Annotated in this window: 13 protein-coding genes; 3 read left to right on the forward strand and 10 right to left on the reverse strand. The window is 58.4% G+C overall.

Annotation, left to right across the window (positions count from 1 at the left end; translation table 11 throughout):
- The first annotated feature begins 151 nt into the window (after positions 1-151).
- Positions 152-655: a GNAT family N-acetyltransferase gene (locus tag ABVN21_RS10335; protein ID WP_339553857.1), complete on the forward strand. Its 504-nt coding sequence runs from the start codon at positions 152-154 to the stop codon at positions 653-655.
- Positions 656-1,179: 524 nt separating this feature from the next.
- Positions 1,180-1,509: a hypothetical protein gene (locus ABVN21_RS10340; protein ID WP_339553858.1), complete on the forward strand. Its 330-nt coding sequence runs from the start codon at positions 1,180-1,182 to the stop codon at positions 1,507-1,509.
- A gap of 183 nt (positions 1,510-1,692) precedes the next feature.
- Here ABVN21_RS10340 and ABVN21_RS10345 read toward each other — a convergent pair whose 3' ends face one another.
- On the reverse strand, positions 1,693-3,195 hold the full coding sequence (locus tag ABVN21_RS10345; protein WP_339553859.1) for an aldehyde dehydrogenase family protein: 1,503 nt from the start codon (positions 3,193-3,195) through the stop codon (positions 1,693-1,695).
- A gap of 313 nt (positions 3,196-3,508) precedes the next feature.
- On the opposite strand from ABVN21_RS10345, the gene ABVN21_RS10350 reads away from it, so the two are divergent.
- Positions 3,509-4,024, forward strand: a complete 516-nt coding sequence (locus ABVN21_RS10350; protein ID WP_339553860.1) for a DoxX family protein — start codon at positions 3,509-3,511, stop codon at positions 4,022-4,024.
- A 2-nt stretch (positions 4,025-4,026) separates the two neighbouring features.
- Here the strand turns inward: ABVN21_RS10350 and ABVN21_RS10355 are convergent, their stop codons facing one another.
- The 9 genes from ABVN21_RS10355 to ABVN21_RS10395 all read right to left on the reverse strand — a co-directional run bounded on the left by ABVN21_RS10355 (position 4,027) and on the right by ABVN21_RS10395 (position 13,835).
- Positions 4,027-5,550, reverse strand: coding sequence for a Fic family protein (locus ABVN21_RS10355; protein ID WP_339553861.1), 1,524 nt, complete (start codon positions 5,548-5,550; stop codon positions 4,027-4,029).
- Between the two features lie 430 nt (positions 5,551-5,980).
- Entirely contained in the window at positions 5,981-7,060 is a 1,080-nt protein-coding gene (locus ABVN21_RS10360) for a putative urea ABC transporter substrate-binding protein (protein WP_339553862.1), read from the reverse strand.
- Positions 7,061-7,099: 39 nt separating this feature from the next.
- Positions 7,100-8,038 carry a hypothetical protein gene (locus ABVN21_RS10365; RefSeq protein WP_339553863.1) on the reverse strand — a complete coding sequence of 313 codons (939 nt, stop codon included), beginning with the start codon at positions 8,036-8,038 and terminating at the stop codon, positions 7,100-7,102.
- A gap of 1 nt (position 8,039) precedes the next feature.
- On the reverse strand, positions 8,040-9,089 hold the full coding sequence (locus ABVN21_RS10370) for a 2OG-Fe(II) oxygenase family protein (protein ID WP_339553864.1): 1,050 nt from the start codon (positions 9,087-9,089) through the stop codon (positions 8,040-8,042).
- A gap of 382 nt (positions 9,090-9,471) precedes the next feature.
- Complete coding sequence (locus ABVN21_RS10375; RefSeq protein WP_339553865.1) at positions 9,472-10,995, reverse strand: glycosyltransferase family 39 protein; 1,524 nt, start codon at positions 10,993-10,995, stop codon at positions 9,472-9,474.
- Positions 10,996-10,998: 3 nt separating this feature from the next.
- Entirely contained in the window at positions 10,999-11,277 is a 279-nt protein-coding gene (locus ABVN21_RS10380; RefSeq protein WP_339553866.1) for a lipid-A-disaccharide synthase N-terminal domain-containing protein, read from the reverse strand.
- Positions 11,274-12,014: a glycosyltransferase family 2 protein gene (locus tag ABVN21_RS10385; protein WP_339553867.1), complete on the reverse strand. Its 741-nt coding sequence runs from the start codon at positions 12,012-12,014 to the stop codon at positions 11,274-11,276. Before ABVN21_RS10385 ends, ABVN21_RS10380 begins: the two co-directional genes overlap by 4 nt.
- Positions 12,015-12,061: 47 nt before the next feature.
- On the reverse strand, positions 12,062-13,039 hold the full coding sequence (locus tag ABVN21_RS10390; RefSeq protein ID WP_339553868.1) for an NAD-dependent epimerase/dehydratase family protein: 978 nt from the start codon (positions 13,037-13,039) through the stop codon (positions 12,062-12,064).
- A gap of 175 nt (positions 13,040-13,214) precedes the next feature.
- Positions 13,215-13,835: a cell wall hydrolase gene (locus tag ABVN21_RS10395; RefSeq protein WP_339553869.1), complete on the reverse strand. Its 621-nt coding sequence runs from the start codon at positions 13,833-13,835 to the stop codon at positions 13,215-13,217.
- Positions 13,836-13,910 lie beyond the last annotated feature (75 nt).

Below are 13,910 nucleotides of genomic sequence, written 5' to 3' on the forward strand. Positions count from 1 at the left end.
CGAGCTTGCTCCCGCTGGACTGCGCAGCAGGCCCTTCTTTGGGGGCGCTACGCACCCCAGCGGGAGCAAGCTCCCTCGCCACGACTCGCACCCCACAAGTCCTTCGACATTCGGTTTATCCTTGACGGACTGGAATCAGGAGCCACGGGTCATGTCGTCGATAGAACTGCACGCCGCCCAGCGCGACGAACTGGAAATCATTGAAAACCTGATGCAGTTCTACACCTACGACTTCAGCGAATGGCTGCCACTGAAACTGGGTGAAAACGGTTTGTTCAACATCCTGCCCCCGCCCGACTATTGGCGAAGACCGTCGACGCGGCCGTTTTTGATCAGGGTCGACGGCGAACTGGCCGGTTTTGTGACCGTGGATGACGAAACCCATATTGCCGGGGCCGAGCACAACATCGGCTACTTGTTCGTCAGCCGAGGATTCCGTGGCCAAGGTGTCGCGAGGTTTGTCGTATTCACCCTCTTGAGTCGGTTTCCCGGTCAATGGCAAATTTTCCACAGTGAGGCGAACGAGTCGGCACAGCAGTTTTGGACCGCCGTCATGCCGCAGCTCAGCGCCGGCAGGTTTTCCCTTCATCAGCAAACAATCGAGGGTTATCCCTGCACCCTTTACCGCTTCGAGGCACCCCCGTCGGCGTCTTGAACCGCGTTTCCCCACCCTGCTTTTTAATTCCAGCCAGCTTTGTCAGACAATATGTAGTGCATAAAAATAATCACTACAAAACCGTTGACGACGCCGATTTGCCCTTGCATGATGCAGACGTCTCCCCGATCGGGAGTACAGGCAACACGTTTGAGCAAGCTCGTCTGACCGCCGAGCTGTTATTTCCGGATACACGCTGCCCACAAGGCAGATTGAAGAAGCTGACCTGGCCTGAACGTCCAGTACAAGGGCGAGAAGCGCTAGCGATCCATCCTCAAGATGCTTGTGGCCGACCCTGAAAGCGTCGGCAGTGGCCTGAAGGTTATCGCTGCTTCTCTTCGTTGTGACGCTATTGCGTAGCAGTTATTCAACACGACTACATGCAACAGATGCAGGCCCCCCGTCGATGATGACGGAAGACTGCTGACGTCCTGGTTTCGGTGCCAGGGATCAACTAACCGGTGGGCTACTTGTATTAGCGACTCAACTTTGAAAGATCACCAAATGGTCAAGGGGTTTTTATGATGAATCTGAACAATCAACCAACTATCGAAGAACTGGCTCGTATGTTCGCTGCGCAAAAAGACAGCCATGACAGCCATATTCTGTGGATCAGCAAGTCGGGCGAAGTTCAAATCGACTGCCTGTCGCCACACGCCCATGAATCGGAGTTTGACCAGAACAACGAGAACCTCCTCGCCCGACTGAAGATGTACCGTCGCGGCCAGGGCTATGTCGGCAAGAAAGCCGCGGCCGACAAGGACTTCATCGGTAATGTTCTGCAAACGCTGAAACAGGCTTGGGCATCTATGCAAAACCAGCACGAAGTTCGGGTGATTGATCGGTTCTACTAATTTAGTAATCCATTAAAAGAAAGGGCCTGCTCCTAACAAGAGCAGGCCCTTTTTAATGCCTGATATTCCTGACCACCAACTACCACTGTGGGAGCCTGCTCGCGAAAGTGGAGTATGACAGAGTGGTTGATGCTGCTTGAGCAAGATCACAGCGACCGCCATTGCAGCGGTCGCTGTGGTTCTTCAACGCTTAACGCCGAGATCGATTTGGGTCATGCGACTGCGAACCGTGAACACGCCATCCCCCGAAAGAATCGCACTGCGCGCAAACAGCCGCCCGCTTTCCCAGTTAGAAAGGCCCAGTTCCGGCTTGTTGAGTGCGTACTGACCATCGACCCAACGGGTGATCCCGTTGCCAACAAAAGGTGCGTTGACCGCGTTGTAAAAACGCTCCTGTGTCGCCGCAGCTTCACTGAGCAGCGACACGGTAAATTGCGGGCTGTAGCGATTGAACAAGGCGATGGCGCTGTCCAGGTTATCGACGATCTTCAGGCTGACTTCCGGGGTTTCTTCCCATTCCCACTCGCGGCCCAATTGATCTTCCGGCAACGGTTCGGCCAGTGCTTCGGTGCGGTAGCCTTCGGCGCGATAGACTTCGACACTGGCGGTTCGCCAATCCGCTGGCAAGAACGATTCGCTGCCTTCGACGATGTGCAACTTGCAGCCCTGGCTCCGTGCGTTGCCGGCCTGTTGCAGAGCATTCAGAAACAGCGGCACCAGTTCAGCGGCGCGGTCACGATGGATTAAACAGACGTTGAGGGTGTTGCAAACCTTGCGGTCTAGGGAATTGCGCACCACGGCGGCGAAGCGCGTGGCATCGGCGTCAGTGTCGGCGATCAACCAGGCGCCGCCCGTACCGTGCAGGCTAACGGCGGTGCCGGCTTGCTGTGCGATGCTACCCAGTTGGCTGACAGCACGGCCCGAACCACGGGCCACAGCCAGCGACAGACGACGGTCGGCGAACATCGCCCAACCGGCGGCGTGATTGACGCTTTCCACCAGCGACACCGCGCCGGTCGGCAACCCGGCGTCACTCAGTGCCGGGTTCAGTGCGTGAGCAACGATGGCCTGGGCCGTGCCCAACGCATCACTACCAATGCGCAACACGGCGGTGTTACCGGTGCGCAACACTCCGGCGGCATCGGCGAAGACATTCGGACGACCCTCGAAAACAAACGCGACGATGCCCAGCGGTGACACCACTTGTTCGACTTTCCAGCCGTCGTGTTCGACGCAACTGATCACTTTGCCACGGGTGGCCGACGCATCGCGCCAGGCACGCAGGCCGGCGATCATGTCGCGGCGCATGCGTTCATCCGCCAGCAAGCGCGTGGTCGAGCGACCGCGAGCCTTGGCCTTTTCGATGTCCGCCAGGTTCGCGGCCTCGATCAAAGCCCAGCACTCGGGGGTTTCCAGGCGCTGGGCGAACAAATCGAAGAAGGCGCTGATGGCCTGATCCGATACGGTCGACATCGCGGTAAACGCCGCTTCGGCACGCTCGATCGCGACGGCGGCCGCTTGCTGGTCAGCCACCGGGATCAGCAGCAACTCGCCGCTGACCTGCTCCACCAACAGGTGGTCACCGGGCTGGAAGCTTGCCGCCAGTTCGGGGCTGACCACAGTGACACGATTACCGGCGAAAGGGATTGGCGTGCCAGCGACTAGACGTTCGAGCGCAAGAGACATGAAGCGGTATCACCATGCAATGGGCGGGCGGAAAATGTATAGCAAAAGTCCCGTGGGAGCGAGCCTGCTCGTGACAGCGGACTGACGGGCACATCGATTTCAACTGACTGCCCTCATCGCGAGCAAGCTTGCTCCTACAGGGATATGCGGTGTCTGGTGATTGCTACGTATCACAGTGTGTACAGCCCCGTCCCCGACACACCCCGCATCCAAAACCCGATACAAACGACACACCGCAGATACACCCGGTTGATGAAATACGTCTCAACGGGCACACCGCCGCCCGACATCCCAGACTTGAAGGAGATCAACCATGAACACCTCGATTTCATCGGCCGTCAAAGGCCTGCACCTGAACCTTGATCGTGCCGGCAGCTGGATCGCGCCGTTGACCTTGCGCGTGTTTCTCGCCTGGGAGTTCTTCGAGTCAGGGCTGGAAAAATTCAATGGCGAAAACTGGTTCGCCGACATTCAGGACCGTTTCCTGTTTCCGTTCAACCACCTTCCGGCCACGCTGAATTGGGAACTGTCGATGTGGGTAGAGCTGATCTGCGCCCTCGCCCTGTTGGTGGGCCTGGCCACTCGATTCTCGGCGATCAGCCTGATCGTGGTGACCATCGTGGCAACCGCCGCGGTGCACTGGCCGGCTGACTGGTCGACCTTGAGCGAACTGGCCCAGGGCTACTCCATCAGTAACAAAGGTTTCGGCAACTTCAAACTGCCGCTGATCTACCTCGCCGCTCTTGTACCGCTGCTGCTTTCCGGCCCCGGCAAGTTCAGCCTCGATGCCTTGCTGGCCCGATTCTTCTGGCGTCGCAATCAGCATTGATACTAAGTCCCCTCAAACGCAGAACGCACGGCTACCACGACACGGTCCGCCATGCGTTCATCGTCAAGTGGCGGGTAGGCTTTCTTTAACTTGCCGGACACGGCCCATCCGTTCTCCTTGACGGAACGGATGATGCGGTTGGCATCCTGGTCCGGCATTTCCAGCACCTCTTTGAGCTGCTCCTGAGCGCGCTGAAAAATCACCAGCACCCTGGCCTCATCCGCCATCTCCTTGCGTATCGTGTGCTCGACCACGCGTGCGGTATACAGGACGTGTTCGGTCAGGTCGGGATACTGCCAGGTAAAGCACGCATCCTCGTATTCATCGAAGATGAAATTACTGGGCGTCCCATCCTCATAGGTCACAAGCTCGCCGAATCGGTAAGCCGTCGCGTAGCGTCGCATGAAGGGGCGCGAGAACACTTCAAGCGTACGGTCGTAGCCAGCCCTGAAGTCGATCGAACTGGTGATGGTCGCTGATACCGGCAGGATCACGCCGTCCGGGACTGCCTTATCCCGAATCAGAGTGTCGTTGATCAGGAAGCGATGAATCCGGCCATTGCCATCACGCATGGGATGGATGTACACGAAGCCAAATGCCAACACTGCGGCACGTGCCAATGACTCCGCGCCACGGGTTGCGACCTCGAACTCATTGAGTCCTGCCAATAGCCGGGCGAGATCCGCAAAATCGGGCGCGATGTAATGCACGATGTCCTCGCGCATCGTGGCTTGGCCCACAAATACAGGAGAGCGTCGCAAGCCCAGCCCGATGGCGTCACGCCCCAGAATTCCGGCTTGCAGGGACTGCAAGCTGTCGTTACTCAACGGTTCTTCAATATGACCGCAGTATTGGGCGATGACATGAGCAAACCGCTGGATGCGGTCGGCCTGGTCCGCTTCCTTTTCTATGAGAAAGCTTGCGCGTGATTCCTTGAACGTCAGCCAACTGGCTGTACGCATCAGGATGTCGGGGCCGAAGGCTTGATCCAGTTCATCCAATGCTTCGCGCAGATCGAATTGCAACGCTTCCTGCACCGTCACGGTTCGACGAACCATGGGACAGAAATCAGCCGTCCCCGGCAGGTTGTTATTGACTCGCCAACGTCGCACTCGCTGAGCTTCGCGACGCGTCAGGTAGTCTCGTGCAGAAAGTGCGTCAACATAAGCGCCGTTGGATACGTCAGGCAGATCCAGTCGTTCCCCTGTCAGCCATTCATAAAAAAAGCCTGTGCGCCGGGCGTACTGTCCGAAAGGCTCACGTCGACACCAGTCTTCGACAGGCTGCGGGCCGATGGCCGCAAACAGACGTGCAAAGAACTCAAGATGAATCTCTTCGTATTTGAGGCCGAATTCGAAATGGCCTGCGAAATCGTCTTCGGGCCGATAGCGTGGCGGATACCGGTTCTCCACATTCCCGTCACTTTCGCGGCTGACACGTACGGTACCGATCAGAGAGGTGACGCGCAGAGGCTGTGCCAAGGCGATGTTGTAACGGCTCGCGAGGGTGTGGAAACCGACTTGCATTGACGAAATCCTTTACTAAAACAAGTAAAACGCTACCAAATCGAAAACTTTACGGTGAAACGATAATTTCGTTGACTGAAAAACACTAACGTCTGAAGAAATTTAATACTAAATTCAACCTTTTCGAAAAAAACGATAGCAGGATTCAAGGTAGTTGATAACGCGCAAAGAGGGGGACTTACATGAAGTCCCCTACTTTATCGCCTGAAAATTATCGAACCACTTCTGCCGGCACCTCGATTCGGGCCAGTTCGGATGCGCGCCGATGCGCCCTACCGCGCTGTCGATGGCACACAGGCCGGATAGTCAGCCAACTACCTGTGGCGAGGGAGCTTGCTCCCACTGGACTGCGCAGCAGTCCCCTTCTTTTGGGTGAAACGCCCGGATTCCAGGTTTTGGGCCTGGCCATATCACCCATGGCCACACCGGATCAGAGCTGATTTGCCATCGCCATGTTCACGAACCGGGTATCGAAACGCAGTTTGATGTTGTTCTTGTCACCCAGGGTCGAGCCGTCGGCGAACTGCATGCCCACCGCGTCAGCACTGGTCGCAGCCTGGCCGAGCAAGCCCTTGGCGAAGGAGAACGTGCGGACCTTGTCCATGGTGTGGCGAATAGCCTCGGAACTGGCGAATTCGTAGGCCGTGGTCGGGGTATAGAACAGCATGGTTTGGGTCAGTTGATCCTCGTAACCTTTCAGATCGGTTCCCGAACGTTCGGCCATCGACGTGCGCGCGGCGATTGCCTGTCCGTTGTCGCCCGACATCAACTGCAAGGTTTCGAACCACGCCCCCACCAACGCCTTGCCCAATTCCGGGTTGGCCGCCAGTGTCTCGGTGTTGACCGCCATCATGTCGATGATCTCCCCTGGAATTTCCCTGGAGGTGAAGACCTGGACTGCGGTCGGCGATTGCTTCAGCACCATGCTCAACTGCGGGTTCCACAACGCCGCCGCTGTCACGCCGGGGGTGGTGAAAGAGGCCACCGCATCGGCGTCCGAGGTGTTCATGATCTTGATGTCGCGCTGGCTCAAACCGTGGATGTCCAGCGCCCGCGACATCAGGTAATCGGAGACCGACAGCTCCACCAGATTGACCTGCTGACCCTTGATGTCGGCGAAAGTCTTGCCGTGCTTGAGGACAATAGCGTCGTTACCATTGGAGTAATCCCCGAGTATCAGCCCCGTGGTATCCACACCGTTGGCGCCTGGAATGGTCAAGGCATCCATGTTGGTCATGCCGCAGGCATCGAATGCGCCGGCTGAGTATTGGTTGATCGACTCGATGTAGTCATTGAGCTGAACCAGTTCGATCTTGATGCCGTACTTCTTTGCCCATTTGTCGATGATCCCGTGCTCGCTGGCGTAGCCCCACGGCATCCAGCCGGAATAGATCGACCAGGCGACCTTGAACTCCTGCTTTTTCTCAGCGGCAGAAGCACCGAAAGCAAGACAGGTAACCGCCAGTAGCACGGCTGCAAAACGGTAAAACACGCACGAGAATGCCTTCATGGAAACCTCACGGGTTATGAATGGGGTGACGCCATAATTTCAAACGAGCGGCCGGGTGTAGCGGCTCAATGTCGGGGATTCGCGCTCATACCACTGCGCGGCGCTGTTGGTGAATCCGGTGGATTGCGCGTAGCTGACTTGCTGCTCCAGCGTGTCGATGACGAACAGCCGTTCGCAGGCCAGATCATCGACCAGCAATCGTTGGGTGACATGAACCCCGTCAGCCTGAAGCTCGAAACCGTCCAGCGAGATCAGGGGCTGACCCACTCGCGCGGCACAGGTTGAGAGCGTCACGCTATAGCCCTCGCCGAGCGAGCCCTGAGCCACCGAAGTTTCGAAGTTGAACGCACGGCGTAGCCATTGCAGATCATCAGCGTGTCCGGCGACCCGCTCTCGCAGGGGTACACCGCGCTCAAGCGGATGGGCGCGCCCCAGCACCAGCGCCGCATATTCACCGCATACGATCAGACCGCCACCGCGATGGCGCACGACGCCGCTCTCCAGTTCTTTCTCCTCCAGCAGGCGCAGGCCTATCAGTGCTCCCGGTGCCGACGATTGCAGGCGCCAGTCCTCGACATAGGCGCCGCTGGGTGCGAACTCGATCATGCAGTTGCCGATGCGTTTGAGCAGCCCCGGCTCGGGCCAGCGATTGTGCAACTGCAAGGATGTGTCGGTGTGCCAACTGAGAATCTCGCCTTCCCATGAACACAGGGCTTCCCAACCTTCGTAGTTGGCCAGTCGTTGCAATTCTTCAGCGCTGTATGCCAGCAACGGTTTGGCTAGCACCTGATGTTCTTCCAGCGGCAGGCGCAAATCGATGGTGAAGTTGCGGCTTTGAAACCAGCACACGTGGGTCTGCGTATCGGTCAGGCCGTCAGCAAAACTGATGGCTCGGCGTTTATAGAAACCCAGCATCCAGTCCGGAACACCTTGCGTCGGTCGCTGCGGGTAACGAGCGACAAGTTCATTGAGGTGCATATCAAACCTCCACGGCGCGGGCGGCGCGACCAAATGAGGACAAGCCCTTTGCCCCGTCCGGCAAGCTCAGTTCACCCCCGGCCAGACGCTGTTTGAGGTAGCGAAAGGTTTGCAGGGTTTGCGCGTACAAATGCTCACCACACACAACCGGCCCATAGCGGCTGGGCGTTGCCGGATCGACCAGTTGCGCAATAGGTTCGATGACCGTGTCGTAATCACAGGCGCAAAACATCGGGAACGAGTAACGCTCCTGAGCGACTTTGCGCACCCGGTGCGCCGTGGCGACGTAGGTGCCGTTGCTCAGCACTTCCATCATGTCGCCAATGTTGATGACAAACGCGCCCTCCACCAACGGCACATCGATCCACTGCCCTGCTCCGTTCAACACTTCGAGCCCCGGAGCGGTCGGCAGTAAAATGGTGAAGCATTCATAGTCGGTGTGCGCACCGATTCCGGGACGGTCCACCGGCGCATCCGGCGCGAACGGATAGTGGATCAGCCGCAGTTGACTGGGCGGGCTGTTGACCCGTTGCGTGAAGGCGTTTTCCGCGAGCCCCAGTGCCAGTGCGAAACCTCGAAAAAGCGTGAGATTGAGGCTGAACACAGCATCGTAATAGGCCTTGATGTCTTCCTTGAACCCCGGCAATTCCGGCCAGCGATTGGCACCCAACATCGGTCGCGTCCCGTGCGGCAGCCGGTAATCGAAGCCGACATCGAAGGCTTCCTTGTGATCGATGCTGCCCTCGACGAATTGCTCTTCGCCCTCCGGAACATATCCGCTGTGGTTGCTCGAAAGGCCGATGTAATCGTTCATCTTCTGCTCTAGCGGCTGGGCGAAATATTCCACCGTGCGTTGCTTGAGGCGGTTGATGATCTGCGGGTCGATGCCGTGCCCTGTCACATACAGAAAGCCTGCTTGCGAGGCCGCTCGGCCCAATGCAGCGGCGGTTTCGATACGATTGGCTGCGCAGTCGGAAAACAGTCCCTGAATGTCTACCAGCGGCAAGGCTGTGAACGCTGAGTGAGGGGTAATACGAGGCGTGGGCGCCATAAGTAACCTCCTGATGATTAGTCAAAATGTCACCTGGTCGTCCAGATATCGCAAAGCCGCGAGGCCTCCGGGTCGTCCCGGATCAGTCGCACCAGAAAAGGTGCTTGAGGGGTGGAGCAATGTGCGTGCCACGTTCGACATGGCAGCCGAGCACGACGTTATCTTGTTGATTTGAAAAGGCCGACGCTGGTACAGGTCGATCAAGCAGCTCCATCCTGATGCCAGTAACAGCACCAGAATGGAGCCTGCATGCCTGGGACTGATCATTAAGCCTGACACTCATCCTGTGGCGAGGGAGCTTGCTCCCGCTGGACTGCGCAGCAGGCCCAGTTTTTAGGGCCGCTTCGCGCCCCAGCGGGAGCAAGCTCCCTCGCCACAGGGATCAATTCGCTGCGGACGGCAACCAGTCGAATCGATAGACCGCCGATGGCGCCTGCGCATGACATCGCCCGTTATCGGCATCAGCACCGACGAGCGACCAATGCGCCCGGGAGTTTTCACCCAGCGCTTGAGCGGCCTCGGGATTGAAGCACTGCGTCAGGACTTCGGTCGGTACCAAGGCATAGGCTTGCGGGTGTTCACGCAACCAGCGTGCGGCGTTCTCGACCGTGGAATGCTCCATGCCGAAATGCACGATCGGCTGCCGGGCGAACAACCAATGCCCTTCTTCCCAATTGACCAACACCAGGTCTGCGCCGTGGCTCAGGGTCGCGGCCCGGGCCATGATCGCCTGATCCGGGTTGTTGCCGTCCCTGACCGGTTCGATAAACCCTCGGGCGAACCACAACGCGAACCAGGCCGCAACCAGTGCCGGAAAAATCCGCCGAAAGCGCGGGCGCCGCTTGAACCAGCGTTGCAACAGCCAGGGCATCAAAGGCGCCGCCACCAACACCAACCCTGGCAGCGCCGGATAGATGTACAACTTGCGCTTGCCGGCACTGATGCAGAAAAACAACACCACCAGCGCCACCCAACCGAGCAACACCAACACCCGGCCGTCACGTTGTTGCAACTGCCGACGCCACGCAGGCACCAGCCATGGCAGGGCCAGCACCAATGGCAGCCAGTATTGCGGAATGACGTTGGTGAAGAAGTACCAGAACGGTTCGCGGTGATGCCATGAATTAGCATAGCGCCCCGCAGTCTGCCTCAAGAGGATTTCCCGCGCGTAGGCCACCTCGTCAGCGGCGCCATTGAGCACGATGGACACCGCCAAAGGCAGCAGCCAGAGGGCGGTCGCCGCCAACATCAACAGCAATCCGAGTAGCCACTTTCGCGTCTCGCCCGGCATCGCCACCACACCGGACCAGCCCTTGCGCACCGCATAGACATAAGGGACCAGCATCAGCGCCGGCAGAAAACCCACGCCTTTAGTAATCACGCCAATGCCCATGGCCGCGCAGCCCAAGTAAAACCAGCGCCACGCCGGGCCAAGCAGCAGATGTCGCGCCAACCCGTACAGGCCCAGCGTGGTGAACAAGATCAAAAAGCTGTCGATCTGGCCGGTGCGCAGGATGCTGTAGGTCTGATAAGTCGCCAGGTACAACAGCACTGCGGTGCGGCCGATGCGCGGGTTCCATAACCGCCGCCCCAGATCGTAAATCAGCGCCGTCACCGTTACCGCAGACAACAGCCCCGGAATATAAAGCGCAATGTTGGGCTTGCCGGTGAGCCAGACGAAGAACGCCACCGTCCACATGAAAATCGGTGGTTTGTCCCCGTAGATTTCCCCGGCGCGGTGCGGAATCAGCCACGCGCCGTTATGCAGCATCTCCAGCGCCACGCCGAGGAAACGTTCCTCGTCGACATTCTGCGCCTGACGCCAGCCCAGACCGGCGCCGATCAACAGCAAGGCAAACAGCATCAAGCCCAGGCACTCGACCCTGGGCGACAATGATCGGCGCATCGGTTATTCCTTCAGGCTTTTGCTTTTGGCAATCAATTGCAAATTGCGCAAATAGACGATTGAGCCAAAGGCCTGACCGACGATAAACACCGGATCCTGGCGATAGATCGCGTACGCGAACAACAACGTGCTGCCGACGATACTCAGATACCAGAAGCTCACCGGAATCACGCTGCGTTTCTTGTATTCGCTGTACAGCCACTGCAAGACGAAGCGCCCGGTGAAGGCGATCTGGCCGGCGAAACCGATCACCAGCCACAGCGTTTCACGGGTCACGGTCATCCTTCGAGCTCCTGGGCGTGGGTGTTCAGACGCGTGCGCTTGATCAGCCACCAGACGCCAATCAGGTCGAGGATGCCCACCAGCGCCCGGTCGAGGTTGCCGTACTTGGACACCCCGGCCGTGCGGGGTCGGTGGTTGACCGGGTGAACGATCATTCGGCCGTTGTGGCGCTGGATCAACGCCGGGATAAAGCGATGCATATGGTCGAAGTACGGCAAACGCAAAAACGCCGCGCGCTCGATCAACTTCAACCCGCAACCGGTGTCCGGGGTAGCGTCCTTGAGTAGACGGCGGCGCAGCCCGTTGGCGAAACGCGAGGCCCAGCGTTTGCTCGCGGTATCGCGGCGATTGACCCGGTGTCCCGCCACCAATTGCACGTCGCCCCTGCCCTGCTCACTGCGCACCAGCGCCAGCATGCCGGGGATGTCCGCCGGATCGTTCTGCCCATCGCCATCGAGGGTGACGAGCCATTGCCCGCGCGCCTCGCGCGCCGCGTGATAAAGCGATGTGCTTTGGCCCAGCGACGTTTGATGATGCAGGATGCGCAACGCGCTCAGGCCATCGAGCCGAATCTGGCGCAGTTCGCCCAGGGTAGCGTCGGTACTACCGTCGTCCACGACGATGATTTCGTACGTTTCGTTGGCCAGTGCCGCGCGAATCTCGGCAAGCAGCCGCTTGAGGTTGTTCGCTTCGTTCTTCGCCGGAATCAGTACGGATACAAACAGTTCTTGGCTCATGGAGTCCCCCTCGCCTTGTGAATTTATTGAGATCAGAGGCGGACGTTTCATACCTGGTAAAACTGCCGATACCACTGCACAAACGCCTTCACGCCGGTTGCCACTGAAACCTGCGGGCGGAAATCGATCCACTCGGCCAGTGCCGACACATCGGCCCAGGTCTTGACCACATCTCCCGCCTGTAGCGGCAGCAAATTGCGTCGCGCTTGCATGTCCAGGGCTGACTCCAGGCATTCGACGAAATCCAGCAGCGCCACCGGCACGCCGCGTCCGATGTTGAACAGCCGGTTCACGCCGCTGGCAGTGCCTTTCGCCACCGGCAGCTTGCTCCGCAGTCGGGCGATGCTTTCGACGATGTCGTCGATATAGGTGAAATCCCGTGCCATCTGCCCCTGGTTGTAGAGGTCGATCGGTAAACCCTTGATGATCGAGTCGGTGAATTTGAACAGCGCCATGTCCGGGCGGCCCCAGGGACCGTAGACGGTAAAAAAGCGCAGGCCGCTGGCCTTCAAGCCATACAAATGGCAATAGCTGTCCGCGAGCAACTCGTTGGCGCGTTTACTGGCGGCGTACAGGGAAATGGGATGGTCGACGGCATCGTCGACACAGAACGGCCGTTTGCTGTTGCTGCCGTACACCGAACTGCTCGAGGCATAGATCAAATGCTCGGGACGATGCTGCCGACAGGCTTCCAGCACGTTGAGGAAACCCACCAGGTTCGATTGTGCATAGGCATCCGGATTGTCCAGCGAGTAGCGAACTCCGGCCTGGGCGGCCAGGTGCACCACTTCGGTAAAACACTGTAAACGGAACAAATCGACCAAGGCCGGCTTATCGACGATGTCCAGCTTGTGGAAGCGAAAGCCCGGCAACGACTCCAGCAGCTTGAGCCGCGCCTGCTTGAGCGTCACATCGTAGTAGTCGTTGAGGTTGTCGATCCCGACCACTTCATGACCGTCCTGGCACAAGCGCCGGGCCGTGTGAAAACCGATGAAACCGGCCGCACCGGTGACAAGGACCGTCACGCTGGCGCACCGATTAATGCGGTAGTGATGCTGCTCGATAACCACGCCTGCTTCATGTTTCTGTTCCCGCTCATGACGTTACTAATGCGTTGTTCGGTCATGAAGCTTGTAAAACAGAAATATTGCAGTTTCGGTGCTCTGGATTAACGCCGGAGGGTTTTACCCTTAAAAGCGATTATTTCGCATCGCCACCTTGCGGCTTATAAAACTTGAACAACCCGATGTTGGCCGTATTGGTGTACTCCTTGGCCCAATCCGGATTCACCGTGCGGTCATGGAAATACAGCGCGCCTTTTGTGCGATCCGGCAGTTGTTTGTTCAACGCCTTGCGCGCGATTTCCTTAGCCATCGAGTAAGGCACCTCTTCCTGAACCGAATCTGCTTTGCCGTCGCACCACCAGGAGAATTGGCAGCTTTTGGATTCGGAGCCTTGCTTGACCACTGCGCAGACGGTATCCGGAAAGCCCTTGTGGCCGAGCCGGTTCATGACCACGTTGGCGACGGCTTCCATGTCGGCGGAATCCTTGCCCTTGGCTTCCCAGTAAATGGAACGCGCTAGGCAGGTGATTGCGTCGTCCAGCGGCGCGGCGCCTGCGGGGTCGACGGACTGAACTTCGGACTGGGTAATGGCTTGGGATTTTGAAGCCGGCGCGGTGCTGCTGTTTTCGGCGGCTTTGTGCTCAAGCACCTGGGCCTTGTCTTCGGCTACTTTTTGTTTTTGCTCTTGTTCCCCGGCGAATGCCGGGCCGGCAACTAGAGTTATGGCGAGGCAGAAGGTTATCCAGTCGAGGCGCATAGTGGCAGTAACTCAGTGGGCAGTTCGCTTCAGTGTAGTAGTGAAATGATTGCACATCGCCCACAACCTTCCGGA

Source organism: Pseudomonas sp. MYb327, assembly GCF_040438925.1.
Taxonomy (GTDB): domain Bacteria; phylum Pseudomonadota; class Gammaproteobacteria; order Pseudomonadales; family Pseudomonadaceae; genus Aquipseudomonas.